16 protein-coding genes and 1 pseudogene are annotated in these 16,226 nt (G+C 69.8%); 11 read left to right on the forward strand and 6 right to left on the reverse strand.

Annotated features, from left to right (window positions below; all coding sequences use genetic code 11):
- Positions 1-3: 3 nt before the first annotated feature.
- Positions 4-189 (reverse strand): hypothetical protein, encoded by a 186-nt coding sequence (locus tag OHO27_RS04480; RefSeq protein WP_328420501.1) that lies wholly within the window; start codon positions 187-189, stop codon positions 4-6.
- A 265-nt stretch (positions 190-454) separates the two neighbouring features.
- Here OHO27_RS04480 and OHO27_RS04485 point away from each other — a divergent pair, with 265 nt between their 5' ends.
- The 5 genes from OHO27_RS04485 to OHO27_RS04505 all read left to right on the forward strand — a co-directional run bounded on the left by OHO27_RS04485 (position 455) and on the right by OHO27_RS04505 (position 3,691).
- The gene (locus OHO27_RS04485) at positions 455-928 is read left to right on the forward strand and encodes a carboxymuconolactone decarboxylase family protein (RefSeq protein ID WP_328420502.1); all 474 of its coding nucleotides are present in this window, start codon (positions 455-457) and stop codon (positions 926-928) included.
- 116 nt (positions 929-1,044) lie between these two features.
- Entirely contained in the window at positions 1,045-1,944 is a 900-nt protein-coding gene (locus OHO27_RS04490; RefSeq protein ID WP_328420503.1) for a macrolide family glycosyltransferase, read from the forward strand.
- Positions 1,941-2,267, forward strand: a complete 327-nt coding sequence (locus OHO27_RS04495; protein ID WP_328420504.1) for a nucleotide disphospho-sugar-binding domain-containing protein — start codon at positions 1,941-1,943, stop codon at positions 2,265-2,267. Before OHO27_RS04490 ends, OHO27_RS04495 begins: the two co-directional genes overlap by 4 nt.
- A 3-nt stretch (positions 2,268-2,270) precedes the next feature.
- Positions 2,271-2,756, forward strand: coding sequence for a hypothetical protein (locus OHO27_RS04500; RefSeq protein ID WP_328420506.1), 486 nt, complete (start codon positions 2,271-2,273; stop codon positions 2,754-2,756).
- Positions 2,753-3,691, forward strand: a complete 939-nt coding sequence (locus OHO27_RS04505; RefSeq protein WP_328420508.1) for a hypothetical protein — start codon at positions 2,753-2,755, stop codon at positions 3,689-3,691. Before OHO27_RS04500 ends, OHO27_RS04505 begins: the two co-directional genes overlap by 4 nt.
- A gap of 47 nt (positions 3,692-3,738) precedes the next feature.
- On the opposite strand, the gene OHO27_RS04510 is transcribed toward OHO27_RS04505, so the two are convergent.
- On the reverse strand, positions 3,739-4,668 hold the full coding sequence (locus tag OHO27_RS04510; RefSeq protein ID WP_328420510.1) for a UTP--glucose-1-phosphate uridylyltransferase: 930 nt from the start codon (positions 4,666-4,668) through the stop codon (positions 3,739-3,741).
- A gap of 236 nt (positions 4,669-4,904) precedes the next feature.
- Here OHO27_RS04510 and OHO27_RS04515 point away from each other — a divergent pair.
- From OHO27_RS04515 to OHO27_RS04530, 4 genes and pseudogenes are all read left to right on the forward strand, one after another.
- A pseudogene (locus tag OHO27_RS04515) lies at positions 4,905-5,777 on the forward strand (RNA polymerase sigma-70 factor); the annotation flags it as partial.
- A 109-nt stretch (positions 5,778-5,886) separates the two neighbouring features.
- Positions 5,887-7,587 (forward strand): L-aspartate oxidase, encoded by a 1,701-nt coding sequence (locus OHO27_RS04520; protein ID WP_328430344.1) that lies wholly within the window; start codon positions 5,887-5,889, stop codon positions 7,585-7,587.
- Between the two features lie 86 nt (positions 7,588-7,673).
- Entirely contained in the window at positions 7,674-8,420 is a 747-nt protein-coding gene (locus tag OHO27_RS04525; protein ID WP_328420512.1) for an SDR family oxidoreductase, read from the forward strand.
- Positions 8,421-8,461: 41 nt separating this feature from the next.
- Positions 8,462-9,202, forward strand: a complete 741-nt coding sequence (locus OHO27_RS04530; RefSeq protein ID WP_328420513.1) for an RNA polymerase subunit sigma — start codon at positions 8,462-8,464, stop codon at positions 9,200-9,202.
- A 16-nt stretch (positions 9,203-9,218) separates the two neighbouring features.
- On the opposite strand, the gene OHO27_RS04535 is transcribed toward OHO27_RS04530, so the two are convergent.
- Together OHO27_RS04535 and OHO27_RS04540 are read right to left on the reverse strand one after the other, a co-directional pair.
- Positions 9,219-10,697, reverse strand: coding sequence for a DUF1996 domain-containing protein (locus OHO27_RS04535; protein ID WP_328420514.1), 1,479 nt, complete (start codon positions 10,695-10,697; stop codon positions 9,219-9,221).
- A gap of 252 nt (positions 10,698-10,949) precedes the next feature.
- On the reverse strand, positions 10,950-11,543 hold the full coding sequence (locus OHO27_RS04540) for a TetR/AcrR family transcriptional regulator (protein WP_328420515.1): 594 nt from the start codon (positions 11,541-11,543) through the stop codon (positions 10,950-10,952).
- A 113-nt stretch (positions 11,544-11,656) separates the two neighbouring features.
- Between OHO27_RS04540 and OHO27_RS04545 the strand changes: the two genes are divergently transcribed.
- The gene (locus tag OHO27_RS04545) at positions 11,657-12,670 is read left to right on the forward strand and encodes an NADP-dependent oxidoreductase (RefSeq protein ID WP_328420516.1); all 1,014 of its coding nucleotides are present in this window, start codon (positions 11,657-11,659) and stop codon (positions 12,668-12,670) included.
- Between the two features lie 248 nt (positions 12,671-12,918).
- Here the strand turns inward: OHO27_RS04545 and OHO27_RS04550 are convergent, their stop codons facing one another.
- Positions 12,919-13,290 (reverse strand): winged helix-turn-helix transcriptional regulator, encoded by a 372-nt coding sequence (locus OHO27_RS04550; RefSeq protein WP_328420517.1) that lies wholly within the window; start codon positions 13,288-13,290, stop codon positions 12,919-12,921.
- Positions 13,291-13,382: 92 nt separating this feature from the next.
- On the opposite strand from OHO27_RS04550, the gene OHO27_RS04555 reads away from it, so the two are divergent.
- Positions 13,383-14,222 carry an SDR family oxidoreductase gene (locus OHO27_RS04555; RefSeq protein WP_328420518.1) on the forward strand — a complete coding sequence of 280 codons (840 nt, stop codon included), beginning with the start codon at positions 13,383-13,385 and terminating at the stop codon, positions 14,220-14,222.
- A 552-nt stretch (positions 14,223-14,774) separates the two neighbouring features.
- Here OHO27_RS04555 and OHO27_RS04560 read toward each other — a convergent pair.
- Positions 14,775-16,163 carry a glycoside hydrolase family 43 protein gene (locus OHO27_RS04560; RefSeq protein ID WP_328420519.1) on the reverse strand — a complete coding sequence of 463 codons (1,389 nt, stop codon included), beginning with the start codon at positions 16,161-16,163 and terminating at the stop codon, positions 14,775-14,777.
- Positions 16,164-16,226: the final 63 nt, after the last annotated feature.

Consider the following 16,226-nt stretch of genomic DNA (forward strand, 5'->3'; position numbering starts at 1 on the left):
CGCTCAGCCCTTCTTGGGGCGAGGGGTCGGCGGGGACAGCAGCAGCTTGGTGTCTGCGGAGAGCAGCGCCAGGGCGGCGCACTCACGGCTGTCGCGGAAGACGCCGTCGGGCTCGGCAGGGTCAAGTGCCGCTTCCAGGTCGGTCCGGACACCCGTGATCTCTTCGATCGCCTTGTCAACGGAAGGCATATCACCATCTCCTCTGGGGTCAGCCATAGCCTCCATGACCCAGAGCACCATACAGTCACATAGCGCGCATCTTTTCCCAAGAGGCAACATAAGTACCTTCTTCAACATTTCCACCATGCGCACCGACCGCGCCCCGAACACCCTTGTCGCGGCGGGCAGTTGAGCCTCACGGAGGGTGAGACGCAGCTCACACACCTCCTCCTGTCACATCTTCCGGGTTACTCCGGTCAGGAGGGCGTACCCCACTACAAGGCAAGGAGATCCCGTGGAATCGCGTCTCGACTACTTCGGCAACGCCCTGGCAGGCAAGGTCCTCAAGCACATCAACTCGGCCGGCAAGGTGGTGTCGGACTCGACCCTGCCTGCCACGGTCCAGGAACTGGTGAAGATCCGCGCAAGCCAGATCAACGGCTGCGGCTTCTGCACGGACATGCACATCAAGGATGCCGCCCACGCCGGCGAGGCCGCGCAGCGGCTCCACCTGGTCGCGGTCTGGCGGGAGGCGACGGTCTTCACGGAGGCCGAGCGCGCCGCCCTGGAAGTGACGGAGCAGGGCACCCGCATCGCCGATGCCGCGGGTGGCGTCTCCGACGAGGCGTGGACAAACGCCGCCAAGCACTTCGACGAGGACCAGCTCGTCGCCCTGATCTCCCTCCTCGGGGTCATCAACGCCTACAACCGCATCAACGTCATCAACCAGCAGCCCGCCGGGGACTACCAGCCCGGCCAGTTCGGCTGACCGGTCATGACGGGGGCTGAACTGCCGTCCCGGATCGAGGAGTTGGCGGCCCCGTGCACCACGGTGGCCGCCGGTCCGGCCGGGACATCGACTTCTTCCCTGGTGGAGGCCGGCCGGTGAGCACCATCGCGTTCCTCAACATCGGCATGCACGGGCACGTCAACCCGACACTGCCGGTCGTGGCCGAACTCGTCCGGCGCGGCCACACCGTCACCTACCACACCTCACCCGCGTTCCGTGCGGAGATCGAGGCCACCGGCGCGACCGTGCGCCGCTACCCCGGAGGCGAACTGCCGCTTCCCGATCCGCCGACCCCGGTCACGCTGCTGGAGTCCCTCGCGGGCACCACCGTCCGGCTGCTGCCCGCCGTCCTCGACGACCTGCGCCGCGACCGGCCCGACCTGATCGTCCACGACAGTTCCTGTCTGTGGGGCGCGGTGGCCGCACGTGAACTCGACGTACCGGCGGCCTCGTCGTTCACCACGTTCGCCTTCAACCGGCAGGTCCCCAGCCCCACCCGCGGGTCGTGGCAGCTGTTGGCAGCGGCACGGAAGCAGCCCCGCAGCGTGCGGGGCTACCTGCGTTCCCGCCGGGAGCTGCACCGCCGCTTCGACGCGCGCGGGATGCCGCCGCTCGACCTGCTGAACATCCGTCAGCCGCTGAACCTGGTCTACACCTCACCGGCGTTCCAGCCCGCCGTCGAGCACTTCGACCAGTCCTACCGGTTCGTCGGCCCGAGCATCGGCGCCCGCCCGGTCGACCCGTCGTTCAAGGCCGACCGGCTCCAGGACCCGGTGCTGTACGCCTCCCTCGGCACGGTGTTCGACGCCGACCCGAAGCTGCTGCGCACGTTCGCCACCGCACTCGCCCCGCTGGGCGGCACCGTGATCGTCTCCACCGGGCAGACCGATCCCGACGCACTGGGCCCGTTGCCGGCCAACGTGCTCCCCGGCGTTTCGTGCCGCAGCCGGAGGTGCTGGCGCGGGCGGCGCTGTTCGTCACCCACGGCGGCATGAACAGCGTCAACGAAGCCATGTACGCGGGGGTCCCGATGCTGGTGGTCCCGCAGGGCGCCGACCAGCCGATGATCGCCCGTCGCGTCGCAGGGCTCGGCGCGGGCCTGTCGCTGCGTACCCAGGACGTCGCCAAGGGCTCGGTGCGTGCCCTCGCCCGACGTCTGCTGCACGAGCCCGCGTTCCGGGCAGCCGCGACGACCCTCAAGGCCGCCCAGCACGACGCCGGCGGATATCGGCGGGCCGCCGACGAACTGGAGCGGTACCTGCATACCGCCGGCTCGGTACGCCGGCCGGTCCCCGCCGACCCGTCACAGCGAGGTTGAGCGATGTCCGCTGTCGTCGTCCTGCTGCTGTTCGCCGGGCTGTCCGAGGCCGCCGGGCGCATCCTGCCGCTGCTGGCCCGCCGGCCGGGCATGCCGCGGCTGCTCGTGGCCGGGTTGCTGCCTGCTGCCGGCCTCGTCGAGGCCGCCGTGTTCGCGCTGTGGCCGCTGACCGCGTGGACCCTGGCCGAGCTGTTGGTGTCCTCTCCACCGCCGGGCGACGGGATGGGCTGGACACCGGGCCTGGTCGCGCCGCTGATGCTGTCGGCCGTGCTCGCGTTCCCCCTGCTCGGGCCCCTGCTGCACCTGCTGCTCTTCGTAGGGGTCGGCGCCGGGCTGGCCAGGCCGCTGGCGCAGGCGACCGGGCTCGGCTGGTGGGGCGCCGCCGGCTGCGTGGCCCTCGCCGGGGCCGGACTCGGTGTCGCTGTGGAGGCCGTTCGGCGTCTGGTCGTACGGATCAGTGCGCCCCGGACACCGGAGCCTGTTGCATGAACGACTTCCTGTTCTGGGCCTGCGTGCTCGGACCCGTCCTGCTGGCCGAAGGACTGCTGGCCCGCTACGAGGTGCTCGTCTACAGCGCTGGCTTCCGGGTCCCCACCAGCGAGCTCCCCGAGGGCGTGCCCTATGCCCGGGGTGCGGCCGCCGACCGGCCCCCGGAGGCCTACCTGGTCTACCTGGACGGCATCGGGAAGCGCCGCGTGCGCGACACCCGGGACGGCGGTCAGCTGGTCAAGGCCGTGCTCGCCGCAGCTCCGGAGCTGCGCGTGCTGGGGCAGGTGCAGCCCTACTCGCCGCTGGCCGACCCGCTCGCCGACCGGCCGGTGTGGGCGTGGCTGCGCCGCCGCATCGGGCTGCTGCTGTTCCTGCACAACGTCATGCAGGTCTTCGTCGCCGCCGACCACCGGTACCGCCCCCTGTACAACCGGGCCGTCGGCTCCCAGATCGCCACGCAGCTACGGCTCGCCGGCTACGAGCCCGGCAGCGGCATCCCCGTGGTGCTGCTCAGCTACAGCGGCGGCGCCCAGGTCGCCACCGGAGCGGTCGACGAACTGCACACCCGGCTGCGCTGCCCGCTCCTGCTGATCACTCTCGGAGGGTTCCACAACGGCGCCAACGACCTCACCAGGGCCGAGCACCTGCATCAACTCACCAGCGCCTACGACCGGATCGAGCGGGTCGGCACCTGGATGTTCCCGCAGCGCCGGCGGCTGTTGCGCGGCAGCGGATGGAACCGCGCCCGCCGCGCCGGGAAGATCACCGTGCACCGGCTCGATCCGGCCACCCACCTCGGTCCGCGCAGCTACATCAGCCCGACGGCTCAGCTGCCCGACGGCCGCAGCCACCTCGACCGCACGGCCGACACCGTGATCGCACTCATCCGCGCCCGGCACTGGGCGAAGGCGGCGACGGACCGCCCCATGTCATGAGGCCCCATGTCATGACGCTCCGTGTCATGAGGCCCCGTGTCGGCGGATCAGCTGTCGGTCTCCGTGCGGCGGGCGGCGGCACCGTCGGCGTCGAGCCCGGAGGCCAGGCCACGCAGCAGGGGGCCGTACTCCGGGTGAGCGAGGGCGGAGGCCATCTGGGCGACCAGGTAGTCGGCCGGGTTGCCGGTGTCGTACCAGCGGCCTTTGATGACCTGGCCGTACACCGCGCGGGTGGCGGCGTAGGCGTTGATGGCGTCGGTCAGATAGACCTCGCCGCTCCGGTGCTCGTACCAGCGGCGGGTCTGCTCGCGCAGTTCGTCGATGATGCCGGGGGTGACGACGTAGCCGCCGATCGCCGCGTAGGACGAAGGCGCGGCGGCGGGCTCGGGCTTCTCGACCAGCCCGGTGATGCGCAGCTGGCCGTCCCCGAGGTCCTCCTTGACGATGGGCACGCCGTAGCGCTGGGACTCGGTGGGGTCCATCGGCAGGAGGGCCAGCACCGGGCAGCCGGTCTGCTCGTAGGCCCGGATCAGCTGCTGGGCGCGGGGGACCTCGGCCACGAAGACGTCGTCGGGCCACAGCACCAGCACGGGCTCGTCGCCGAAGGAGCGGGCGGCGTTCAGCACCGGGGTGCCGTTGCCGTACGGGCCGTACTGGTCGAGGTAGGTGATGTGGCCCTGGCGGGCCAGCTCGGCGACCTCCTCCACCGCGTCGGCGTACGCCGTCTTGCCGTCCTGGCGCAGCTGCTCGACGAGGGCGGGGTTGGGGCGGAAGTGGTCCTGGATGAGGCTCTTGCCGCCGGAGACCACGATGGTGATGTCGGTGATGCCGGAATCCACCAGCTCACGCACCGTGTGCTCGATGACCGGCTTGTCGCCGACCGGGAGCATCTCCTTCGGTGTCGCCTTCGTCAGGGGCAGCAGTCGGGAGCCGAGTCCCGCGGCGGGGATCACAGCCCTGCGGATCGTCGGGGCCATCACATCTCTCTCGGTCGATCGACGCGCCGCACCGGCGGACACGGCACGTGTCCGACGCTACCAACGCCTGCCACGGCCCCGCCGACCGCCCCGTTCGCGGATCGCGGCCGGGCTCGGGCAGCTCTGACGGACGTCCGGGGAAGGTGGCTCCCGGCGGCGCGCGCCCGGGATGCCCGCTTGTAGCCTGGTCGTCCAGGACTGGAGGACTCCATGCCCGCCGAGGATGACGCAGCCCCCTCGACCAGGCCGCACAGCAGTTCATGGCAGCGCGCCCCCAGCTCTTCGGCATCGCCTACCGCGTGCTCGGCAGCACGGTGGAGGCCGAGGACATCGTCCAGGAGGCGTGGCTGCGGTGGCAGAAGACCGACCGCACCGACATCAAGGAACCGACGGCGTTCCTGACGACCGTCACGACCCGGCTGGCGATCAACCTCGCCCAGTCCGCGAGGATGCGGCGTGAGTCGTACGTCGGACCCTGGCTTCCGGAGCCGGTCGACACCCGAGCGGATCCGCAAGTGGGTGCGGAGCGGGCCGAGGCACTCGACATGGCGGTGCTGCTGCTCCTCGAGAAGCTCAACCCCGTGGAACGGGCCGCCTACGTGCTGCGGGAGGCCTTCGCCTACCCCTACAAGCAGATCGCGGACATCCTGGAGGCCGGCGAGGCCAATACCCGCCAGCTGGTGAGCCGCGCGAGGAAACACCTGGCGGCGGAGCGCAGGGAGCCGGTCAGCTCCACCGATCACCGGCGCCTGCTGGAGGCGTTCCTCGCCGCGGCCCAGACAGGCAGTCTGTCGGTGCTGGAGGAGGTCCTCACGCAGGACGTGGTCAGTTACGCCGACGGTGGCGGAATGCGCGGGGCGTCCAGGATCCCGGTCGTCGGGTTCGATCACGTCTCCAAGTACCTCGCCGCCTTCGCCCCACGGTTCTGGCCCTCGACGGACGTGCGCTGGGTCGAGGCCAACGGCAGGCCGGCCGTCCTCGTCGTCTCGGCCGACGGCAACCCGATGGCGCTGCTCTGCGTCGACGTGTCGGCGCGGGGCATCGAACGCATCATGTGGGTCATGAATCCGGCCAAGCTGGCCCCCTACGTGGCTTCGCTGACCGGCTGAGAACGCTCCTACCGGGTGCTGTCACAGATCCGACCCCTGGTCGGTCGTAGTGGGTGACGCCCCCTGATCGGAGAAGACCGTGGCAGTCACCGAACAACGTCTGTCCACCATGGTGCTGGTGATCGGCACCGGAGGTGCGGGCCTGCGCGCGGCGATCGAGCTGGCCGAGGCCGGTGTCGACGTCCTCGCGGTAGGCAAGCGCCCCAAGGAGGACGCCCATACGGCACTCGCCGCCGGAGGCATCAACGCGGCACTGGCCACCATGGATCCAGAGGACAGCTGGCAACAGCACGCGGCGGACACGATCAAGGAGAGCTATCTGCTCGCCGACCCCCGCACCGTGGAGATCGTCACCCAGGGCGCCGGCCGGGGCATCGACGACCTGGAACGCTTCGGCATGGCCTTCGCCCGGGAGGAGGACGGCCGTATCTCGCAGCGGTTCTTCGGCGCGCACAAGTTCCGGCGCACCGCCTTCGCCGGCGACTACACCGGTCTGGAGATCCAGCGCACCCTCGTCCGCCGCGCCGAGCAGCTCCAGATCCCCGTGCTCGACGGCTTCTACATCACCCGGCTCCTGGTGCACGACGGTGCCGTCTTCGGTGCCTACGGCTTCGACCTCGCGACCGGACGGCGTTGCGTGATCCACGCCGACGCCGTCATCCTCGCCGCCGGCGGCCACACCCGGATCTGGCGGCGTACCTCCTCGCGACGCGACGAGAACACGGGGGACTCCTTCCGCCTGGCCGTTGAGGCCGGGGCCCGCCTGCGCGATCCGGAGCTGGTCCAGTTCCATCCCTCCGGCATCATCGAACCGGAGAACGCGGCAGGCACCCTGGTCAGCGAGGCCGCCCGGGGCGAGGGCGGGATCCTGCGCAACGCCCTCGGGGAACGGTTCATGGCCCGCTACGACCCCGACCGGATGGAGCTGTCCACCCGCGACCGCGTGGCCCTGGCTTCCTACACGGAGATCAAGGAAGGCCGGGGCACCCCCAAGGGAGGTGTGTGGCTCGACGTCTCCCATCTGCCCCGGCAGACGATCATGACGCGACTTCCCCGCGTCTACCAGACGATGCTCGACCTGCAGATGCTGGACATCACCCGCGAACCCATCGAGATCGCGCCCACCGCGCACTACTCGATGGGCGGCGTGTGGGTGCGTCCCGAGGACCACAGCACCGATGTACGGGGCCTGTTCGCCATCGGTGAGGCGTCGAGCGGGCTGCACGGCGCCAACCGCCTCGGCGGCAACAGCCTGATCGAGCTGCTGGTCTTCGGCCGTATCACGGGCCGGGCGGCCGCCGCCTACTCGCAGTCCCTGACCGCACAGCGCCGGTCGGCGTCGGCCGTCGCCGAGGCCCGCGCAGAGGTCGACGGCCTGCTCGCGGCGGACGGGCCGGAGAACGTACGTGCCCTGCAACGCGCCATCCGCAACACCATGACCGAGCACGCCGGGGTCGTACGCGATGAGGAGGGCCTGCGTGCGGGGCTGGCGGAGCTCGCGGTGATCGAGAAGCGGATGGCGGACGTCGGCGTACACCCGGACATCGCCGGCTATCAGGACCTCGCCCACGCCTTCGATCTCAAGTCCGCCGCCCTGGCGGCGAGGGCCACCCTCGAAGCGGCGCTGGAGCGTCGCGAGACCCGCGGCTGTCACAACCGCAGCGACCACCCCGACCTGGACCCCGCTCTGCAGGTCAATCTCGTGTGGTCCCCGACGGCCGGTGTCACCCGCGAGAGCATTCCGAGCGTTCCCGACGAGATCTCCTCACTGATGGAGGAGGTCTCCACCGACGGCAAGCTCGCCGAATGAGCGGCTGTGCGGGCTGTTGTCACAAGTAGGGCCCCTGTCCTGTCACTTCAAGTGCAGACCAGAAATCTCTCCGAGAGGAAACCGCCATGAAGGTCGTAGTGATCGGTGGAACCGGGCTCATCGGTTCGAAGCTCGTCGGCAAACTGGAGGAGCACGGGCACGAGGCGGTCGCGGCCGCGCCCAACACCGGCGTCAACACGCTGACGGGCGAGGGCCTCGCCGAGGTCCTGAAGGACGCGTCGGTCGTGGTCGACGTGTCCAACTCCCCTTCGTGGGAGGACGACGCCGTCATGACCTTCTTCCGCACCTCCACCACCAACCTGCTCAATGCGGAGGCCGAGGCCGGCGTGACGCACCACGTCGCGCTGTCCGTGGTCGGCACCGACCGCCTCCAGGAGAGCGGGTACTTCCGCGCCAAGCAGGCCCAGGAAGAGCTGATCAAGGCATCCGGCATGCCCTACTCCCTCGTCCACGCCACCCAGTTCTTCGAGTTCATCAAGGGGATCGCGGACATCTCGACCGAGGGCGACACGGTGCGGCTGGCCCCCGCCAAGTTCCAGCCGATGTACTCCGACGACGTGGCGGCGGCCGTCGGCCGTACCGCGGTCGGCGATCCGGTCAACGGCACGGTGGAGATCGCGGGGCCCGACGTGTTCCGGCTCGACGAGCTCATCCGCGAGACGCTCGCCGCCCAGAAGGACCCCCGCACGGTCGTCACCGACCAGCACGCCCCGTACTCCGGCGCCGAGTTGGAGGAGACCACGCTCCTGCCCGGTCCGGACGCGCAGATCGCCGGGACCCGGCTGTCCGACTGGCTCGCGAAGCAGCAGTAGGTCCTGCTCCTGCTACGTGGCCCCTGCCCAGGAGGTGCCGTATGGCGGGTACGGATGACGCGATCCCGATCGCGGAGTTGCTCGACGAACGGCGGCATCTGCTGGATGTCGCGTACTGGATGCTCGGCAGCAGCCGTGCGGCGGAGCACGTCATCGAGGAGACCTACCGACGGTGGTTCGAGCTGCCGGAGCCGACGCGGGCGCGGATCACGGCGCCGCGCTCGTGGCTGGCGAGCGTCGCCGGGAGAATCTGCCTGACGTGGCCGGCCCAGCCCGAACAGGACTGGGCCGGCGCGGTCGCGGGCCTCGTGCGCCGTACCGGACCGCTTGCTGCCGAACCCCAGAGCGCCGAAGCGGCCGACCGGGCCCGGCACAGTCTGCGTGCTCGGCGCGCGCTTCCCACGTCGGCCCGGCAGCACGACACGGTGGCACGTGCGGTGCATCTTGCCTGCGTGACGCACGACGAGGCACTCCTGACGTCCCTCCTCGCGGCCGACGCCACGGCCTTCTTCGACGGGGGCGGCAAGGTGCGGACCCTGATCCATCCGGTGCACGGCAACACCCACGTGGCCCGCACCCTGCTGACCCTGCTGGCCCGCCATCCACGGACCACCTTGCACCCCCACCCCGTCAACGGACGGACCGGTCTGCTGGTGCGATACGGCCCCCAGGTGGCCGCCGTCATCAGCCTCGACGTCGCCGGCCCTCACGTCGTCCAGGTGTGGGGCACCCTCAACCCCGACAAGCTCCGCACCTGGAACCGCCCTTCACCCGGCACCTGACGGGCCGTCGCCCGCCTCACCGGCACTGGCGGGCGCTGTTGATGCACCGGACCATCTTGTTCATCTGGCGCTCGTCGAAGACGTTGACGAAGTCGCCGTGGTCCGTGACCGGCTTGTGCATCTGCTCGGGGAAGCCGTCCACCGCGTAGAACGGGCTGGAGCGGCCGTTGTCGTTCAGGCTGGGCGCGTTCACGTCGTAGACCAGGCGCTGCACGAGCTGCGGGATGGCCCGGAAGCCGCTCGGACAGGCGCCCGTCCGCGGATCGGCGTAGGCGACGTGGGTGCGGTGGTTGGCGCTGTCGACGTTCCGGCCGTCCCAGCAGCTCTGGAACTTCGACGTCCGGACCAGGCTGCTGCCCTCGGGGCAGATCGGGTACTTGTCCGTCAGCTGACGGTTCTCGAAGCCGGTGCAGCTCCACGCCGCGTTGGCGTTCGCGGTGCCGTTGGTGAACGCCTTGGCGTCACCGGTGATGATCCGCAGGAACTTGGGCATGGCCACGACCTTGCCCCTCGCGTTCCCCACGTAGTCCAGGGTCACCTGCGACGCGGTGAGGATCCTGCCGGTGTTGCCCTCGGCGCCGCCGCCCTGTTGCCGGGCGTCGAACTCCTCGGTGCCGTCCTGCAGCCGCAGGACCGGCCAGTAGTACGACGACTTGTCGCCCTGGTTCCGGCAGGTCGTCTTGCCGTTCGCGAAGTCCTGGTTGTCGGCGAACGCGTCGTTGGCCTGGTTGCCGACGTAGTCGTGGGTGTGGTGAGCACCGTTGTCCACACCGGGCGCGACGATGACGTTGTCGGAGTTGTACAGCTTGTTCTCGTTCACACCGCACTGGGTGGTGAAGGTTCCCCTCGACGCGGCGCGCGACTTGCGGGGTGCTGACGCATTGGGCCGGACCTTGGTGATGTCGACGAAGTCGGCGGCGACGGGACCGTTGCCTTCCTGTCCACCGACGCCGGGCTCGCCCTCGCCCTGCTCCTGCTCCTGCTCCTGGCCGCTGCCGGAACCGCGCACCGTACAGGCGGCCAGCGAGTCAAGACCCTGCGGCCGGTCCCCCACCCTGTCGATGGCGGCAGCGATCCGCTCGATCGTCGCGGCCCGCTTGTCCTTGAGGGGGCCGAGGACGGCATTGCTCGCGAAGCCGCTGTCCTGCTGTATCGCCCCGGACGAACTCCGCAGCTTCTGGTACGCCTCGGAGATCTGGCTGTCCAGCAGGGCGAGTTCCTTGTCGACCTGCGCCCTGGCCGCGGCCGGGGTCTGCTCGAGCCGATTGCCGACGTCGGGGCAGTCGATGGTCGAGGCCTGCGGGGCCCCGGCCTCACCTGCTCCGCCCGCTCCGCCCTGAGACGACCGTTTGACGGTGTTACCGCCGGACGTCTCATGGGCGGAGGCATACACGTTCACGACCACCAGCCCGCCCCCGCCGAGCGTGAGGGCCGCCAGGGCGGCAATGACCTTGCCGCTCGTGGTCTTCGTTCGTTTTCGTGCGTTGCGCCCCATGAACTTCCTCCGAACTCTCGTGGATGAAACGCCACCAGAGTTATCCATGGGGCTGATGTGACGGGGGAGTTCGGTTGCCGCGTCAGTTTCTCGTAAGAACTCGCCTACTGGGGGTGGGACTGGTCGCTCCCACCCAGGCGAGAACGACTTGGCCTCGGCCCGCCCGCCCACCCCGGTGAGGACAACCCCGCATGCGCGGATCGAGCTACCCACGCGGGCGGCCGAGTCTGCTGGTCCGCGTGCGCGACGATTTCAGCTGTGGGCCCGGGGGGCGGCGTCCCCCATGGGTGTGCTGCTCTCTGCGCTCGTCAGAATCGCGCTTGCGACGACACCGAAGAGGTGGTCGGCGCGTGGTGCGAGCGAGGGTTGATCGCCGAGCCAAGCGAGCATTGCTACCAGGGCGAACAGATCGGCGCCATCGATATCGCTGCGCGCCATGTCCGCGGCCTGGGCACGGGTGAGGAGGCGCGCACCGGCTGCGCGCAGGGTGACGCACGATGCGTGGAGTGCGGATTCGGGGTCCTCGATGGCGGCTGCCATCAGCACGGTCGCGCCTCGGTACTCGGTTGTCCACGCGACGCAGTCGCGTAGCCACGAAACGAGAGCGTCCTCGGGTGGACTCGACGCCTCGAGCTCGCCTGCCTTGGCCGTCAGTTCGTCGAAGCTCGTGCGCAGCAGGGCATCAAGCAGCGCTTCGCGCGTGGGGAAGTGCCGCAGCAGGGTCGCGAGCCCGACATCGGCCCTGCGCGCGATGTCGCGCAGGGACACGTCGACACCGTGCTCGGCGATGGCGGTGCCCGCTACTGCCAGCAGGTGGTCGCGGTTCTTTCTGGCGTCGGCCCGCATGTGTCCTCCCCTTGACTATCCGGATCAGTGGTCCATATATTCGGATCAGTGATCCACTTATGTGGATCGCCGATCCGGATAACCGTATCCCGCGGCAGGGCAGGAGAAAAACGATGGCGACACGCACGATGAGGGCGATCCGGCTGCACGAGTTCGGCACCCCTGAAGTTCTGCGTTATGAGGAGGCGCCGATTCCCGAACCGGGGCCGGGTGAGGTACTCGTCCGCGTGCACGCGGCCGGCATCAACCCTCCCGACTGGTACGCGCGTGAGGGAATGCCCGACGTACCTCCCGAGCTCAAGCCTCCGTTCCATCTGCCCCTGATTCCGGGGACCGACGTCTCGGGCGTCGTAGAAGCCCTGGGCCCTGACACCAAGAGCTTCGAGATCGGAGACGAGGTGATCGGCCTCGTGCGCTTCCCCACCACCCTCCAAGGCAGCGCGTACGCCGAGTACGTCACCGCCCCGGCAACCGACCTCGCCCACAAGCCGGCTTCGGTCGACCACGCGCACGCCGCCGGCCTGCCCATGTCCGGGTTGACGGCGTGGCAGTTCTTGATCGAGCTCGGGCACGACCACCCCTCGCCGTTCCAGGAGGCCCAGCACAGCCCGATGGCACTCGGCAGCGAGACCACGGTGCTCATCAACGGAGCTGCCGGCGGGGTGGGGCACCTCGCTCTTCAGGTGGCCAAGTCGAAGGGGGCCCGCGTCATCGCCGTGGCCTCCAGCACCCACGAGACGTTCCTGCGCGAGCTCGGCGCCGACGAGTTCATCGACTACACCAAGGAACGGCCCGAGGAAGTCGCCCGTGACATCGATCTCGTCCTGGACGCCGTCGGGGGCCCCGACAGCAGGCGCTTCCTGCGCACCATCAAGCGCGGCGGGTCCCTCTATCCGGTGTACTTCGGCGAGTTCGACGACGAGGAGAACGCGGAGCTGGGTATCACGGTCACGGCCACCCAGGTCCGATCGAACGGCGCGCAGCTCGCCGAACTGGGTCGCTTGCTTGACGCGGGCACGGTGCGTGTAGCGCTCGACAGCACGTTCCCGCTCGCGGACGCCCGGGCGGCACATGAACGCGCCGCCCGAGGACACATCCGAGGCAAGATCGTGCTCACAGTCGCTTAGATGTGCGCTGCTGCATAGGCATGTCCGGCATTGCCGGTGCGTTCTGGAGCCCAGCGACGTCGGTCGCGGCAAAGGGGTTCAGGAGCGCTGCGTGGAGTTGGTCGATCTGCCGGCATGGACGCTGCCTGACCTTGCGGGCTCGGCGAGCATCGCCGTGAGGCTGCGGCGAGCTCGCGGTCCGGCTTCTGCGGGAGGGGCTGGGGCGATTCGGGGGCGGCTGCTCGCTTTCTCGGTCGGCCGCTACCTCGCTATCCCGCGTTGGGCGGCGTCAGCCGCCGTGTGATCCGGTCGAACAGCTCGGTCAGCGGCTCGCCGACGTCCCGGCCGAACTCGGTCAGCCCGTAGGTGACTTGGGGCGGAGTCGTCGGCTCGACCTCCCGCCAGACCAGGCCGTCCTGGACCAGCGCGCGCAGGGTCTGGGCGAGCATCTTCTCGCTGATGCCCTGGATGCTCTCGCGCAGCTCGTAGAACCGAAGGTCGTTGGTCCGCAAGGAGATCAGCACCCAGACGCCCCACCTGCTGGTCACGTGGTCGACGACATCGCGCGCGGGGCAGTCAGTGTGAAACACGTCATACCGCTCCCCCGCCTCGGCCTGTGTGTGCTGCGCGCTTCCTGTCACGTGGTGAGCTTACCTCGGGGTATGTCCTTACCAAAAGTTAGCCCTGCTCCTAGCGTGAAGGCCACCGAAGGGCATCGAACAAGGAGCTGATCATGATCGTGGTGACCGGGGCTACCGGGAACGTGGGCCGGCCGTTGACGCGGGCGCTGGCCGAGGCGGGCCAGCAGGTGACGGCGGTGTCACGGCACGCGGCGGCGGTACCGGACGGCGTCCGTCACGTGGCGGCCGACCTGGCCGAGCCGGGCAGCCTTGAGCCCGCGCTGGCCGGGGCGAAAGGGCTGTTCCTGCTGCTGTCCGGCGACCTGCACGCCGCCGGAGCCAGCCCGGCCTTCATCATCGGCGAAGCCGCGGCCGGCGGGGTGCGCCGGATCGTTCTGCTCTCCACGCAGGGCGTGGCGACCAGGCCCTTCGGCCCGACGCGGATCGCGATGCGCGCGGTGGAGGAATCGCTGCGGGAGTCCGGTCTGGAGTGGGCCGTCCTGCGGCCGGGCGGATTCGCCTCCAACGCCCTGTGGTGGGCCGAGTCCGTCCGGGCGCGGCGGGTCGTCGCCGCACCCTTCGGCGATGTCGGGGTGCCGATCATCGATCCGGCGGACATCGCCGAGGTCGCGGCGGCCTGCCTGCTGGATGACCGGCACACCGGCGGCGTGTACGAGCTGACCGGCCCGGAGGTGATCACGCCGCGCCGGCAGGCGGAGGCCATCGCCGCCGCGCTGGGATCACCCGTGCGGTTTCACGCCCTCACCCGCGACGAGGCCAAGGCCGCCATGGCCCAGAGCATGCCGGCCGAACTCGCCGAGGACACCCTGGACATCCTCGGTTCCCCGAGCCCGGCCGAGCTGCGCGTCAGCCCGGATGTCCAGCGGGTCCTCGGCCGCGCCCCACGCCCGTTCGCCGACTGGGCCGCCCGCAATGTCGCCGCGTTCCGCTGAGGCCGGCCGGCACCGCTGGAATTGCGCGGCGTGCTCGCCGGCCCACTGCTGTCAGTCGAGAACCTGATCCGAAGGTGACGTCGGCGCCATGCCCGGGACTGACACTCCAGATCACTGACTTCGTGCGCTTCAGGGCTCTGGCAGTAGAGGGGTCACCTGAGGCGGTGGGCCCCCTGATGCGCCGGTGCCGCGGTACGCGACGGCCCGCTGCCGGTTTCGGTGTTCATGGCACGGGTGATGGCGCGGGCCACCGCGACCACGGCGGGGACAGCCGCCGACCCGGTACATTCTTCGTCGACACTGATCCGCAACGAGGCGACCCACCTCTGCCTCACCGCCCCCAGGGCGGCAGACGGAACGCCCAGCGACGAGGGCAGAGTCACCGTGGATGAGTGCTCGGCGAGTTCCGACTCCCTGCAGTGGTGGGCGAGGGGCTACTGACAGCCCCGCCAGGTCCGGCGGCGCACCTGCCGTGCGCCGCCGGACCGCACAGCACCGGCTGAGTGTCTACGTGCCGCTACCACAATTGCCCAGCTCAGCAAGGGCCGCAGCTCAGGCCCAGGCAGTCACCGCCACGAACGAACTGTCCTGCCGGAACAGATCCGTCCCGTCCCCCCGTTCCACCCGCAGCTGATAGCCATAGTGCCGCAGGTAGTACCCGGGGTAGTTGTACGACTCGAAGCGGAGCGAGCCGCTCGTTGTGCCCGTGCGGGCGACGAACGTGGCGTCCCTCGCGAACGTCGACGTGCCGTCGTCGGTGTCGAAGCGGGCGCGGAAGTCCCAGTGGCGGAGGTACTTGCCGGATGAGTCGCGGAAGGAGCAGCCGTTCGCGTCGGCGAGGCCTGGCACCACCGTGAAGGTCGATGCCTGCTTCTCGGCGGTGGTGCTGGTCCCGCTGACCACCGGGAGGTTGAGCTGGGAGGACTGTGCCTGCCAGTAGCGGGTGGTGTAGTTGGCCGACTGGAAGGAACGGGTGACGTTCTTCGCCAGGGTCGGGCCGCCCGTGACGGTCTCCTTGATGACGGTGAAGTGGCGGGCGGTTCCGGATACGGCGGGCAGGGCGGCCGGGGTGGACCAGGTCGCGAAGGTGTCGTAACTGTCGCTGTAGTAGTACGTGCCGTCGCCGTAGCCGTCGAAGAAGAGCCGCCAGCCGCCGTTGTCGAGCTGGACGAGCGCAGGGCCCTCGCGGTAGCTGCCCCAGCCCGCCCAGTCGCCGGTGCGGGAGATCGTGTACGGGCCGGCGGGGCTGGACGCCGTGGCGTACTCGATGTACTTCGTCGTCTCGTTCTTCGTGAAGGCGTGGTAGGTCGAGCCGAGCTTCACGATGAACGTGTCGATGTGGTTCGCGCCGATGCCGGACAGTGCCACGGGTGAACTCCATGCCGTCAGCGCGGAGTTCGTTGCCTTCAGCAGATACGGCGTGAAGATCCACTCGTCGTTGGTGGTCGAGCAGGACACGATGACGTGCACGCTGCCGTCGCTGTCGACGAACCACTCCGGCGCCCACGCACGGGAGAGGCCCGCGATCGGGACCGTGTGGTCGTACAGGAACGTCCAGTTGACCCGGTCGGTGCTGCGGGCGAAGCCGATGGTGGTGCTGGTGTCCTGCCAGGTGTGGGTCGTGTAGGTGACGTAGTAGTAGCCGTTGGTGTGCTTGAAGATGCTCGCGTCGCGGATGCGGTTGCTCGGCGGGGTGTACGCGGAGGCCTTCGCCAGGCGGAAGTCGGTGGCGTCGTCCGACTGATAGACGTTCACGGTCCCGTCGTTGCTGTTCAGGAACGGGACGATCGTGTACCGGGTGGCGGAGCCGCTGGGCGGGGCGGCGGCCAGGGCGGTACCGAGCAGTCCGGGCGCTTCACCCAGGACGAGGGCCGAGGCAGGCAGGACGGCCATCGCGCGCAGCAGGGTACGGCGGGACGGTCCGGGGGGCGGTGGGGTCACGGCGGCTCTCCATGACGTTCAGGGGGTTCGGGGGATGCGGGGGTTACGCGGCTCAGGATGCTC

It is taken from the genome of Streptomyces sp. NBC_00443, from assembly GCF_036014175.1.
Classification (GTDB): domain Bacteria; phylum Actinomycetota; class Actinomycetes; order Streptomycetales; family Streptomycetaceae; genus Streptomyces.

What these genes read in the sequence shown, in the direction of transcription:
- OHO27_RS04500 (WP_328420506.1), top strand. Translation starts at nt 2,271, where the DNA reads ATGTCCGCTGTCGTCGTCCTGCTGCTGTTCGCCGGGCTGTCCGAGGCC.
- OHO27_RS04525 (WP_328420512.1), top strand. Translation starts at nt 7,674, where the DNA reads ATGAAGGTCGTAGTGATCGGTGGAACCGGGCTCATCGGTTCGAAGCTC.
- OHO27_RS04520 (WP_328430344.1), top strand. Translation starts at nt 5,887, where the DNA reads ATGGTGCTGGTGATCGGCACCGGAGGTGCGGGCCTGCGCGCGGCGATC.
- OHO27_RS04505 (WP_328420508.1), top strand. Translation starts at nt 2,753, where the DNA reads ATGAACGACTTCCTGTTCTGGGCCTGCGTGCTCGGACCCGTCCTGCTG.
- OHO27_RS04480 (WP_328420501.1), bottom strand. Translation starts at nt 189, where the DNA reads ATGCCTTCCGTTGACAAGGCGATCGAAGAGATCACGGGTGTCCGGACC.
- OHO27_RS04495 (WP_328420504.1), top strand. Translation starts at nt 1,941, where the DNA reads ATGAACAGCGTCAACGAAGCCATGTACGCGGGGGTCCCGATGCTGGTG.
- OHO27_RS04555 (WP_328420518.1), top strand. Translation starts at nt 13,383, where the DNA reads ATGATCGTGGTGACCGGGGCTACCGGGAACGTGGGCCGGCCGTTGACG.
- OHO27_RS04545 (WP_328420516.1), top strand. Translation starts at nt 11,657, where the DNA reads ATGGCGACACGCACGATGAGGGCGATCCGGCTGCACGAGTTCGGCACC.
- OHO27_RS04535 (WP_328420514.1), bottom strand. Translation starts at nt 10,697, where the DNA reads ATGGGGCGCAACGCACGAAAACGAACGAAGACCACGAGCGGCAAGGTC.
- OHO27_RS04530 (WP_328420513.1), top strand. Translation starts at nt 8,462, where the DNA reads ATGGCGGGTACGGATGACGCGATCCCGATCGCGGAGTTGCTCGACGAA.
- OHO27_RS04510 (WP_328420510.1), bottom strand. Translation starts at nt 4,668, where the DNA reads ATGGCCCCGACGATCCGCAGGGCTGTGATCCCCGCCGCGGGACTCGGC.
- OHO27_RS04540 (WP_328420515.1), bottom strand. Translation starts at nt 11,543, where the DNA reads ATGCGGGCCGACGCCAGAAAGAACCGCGACCACCTGCTGGCAGTAGCG.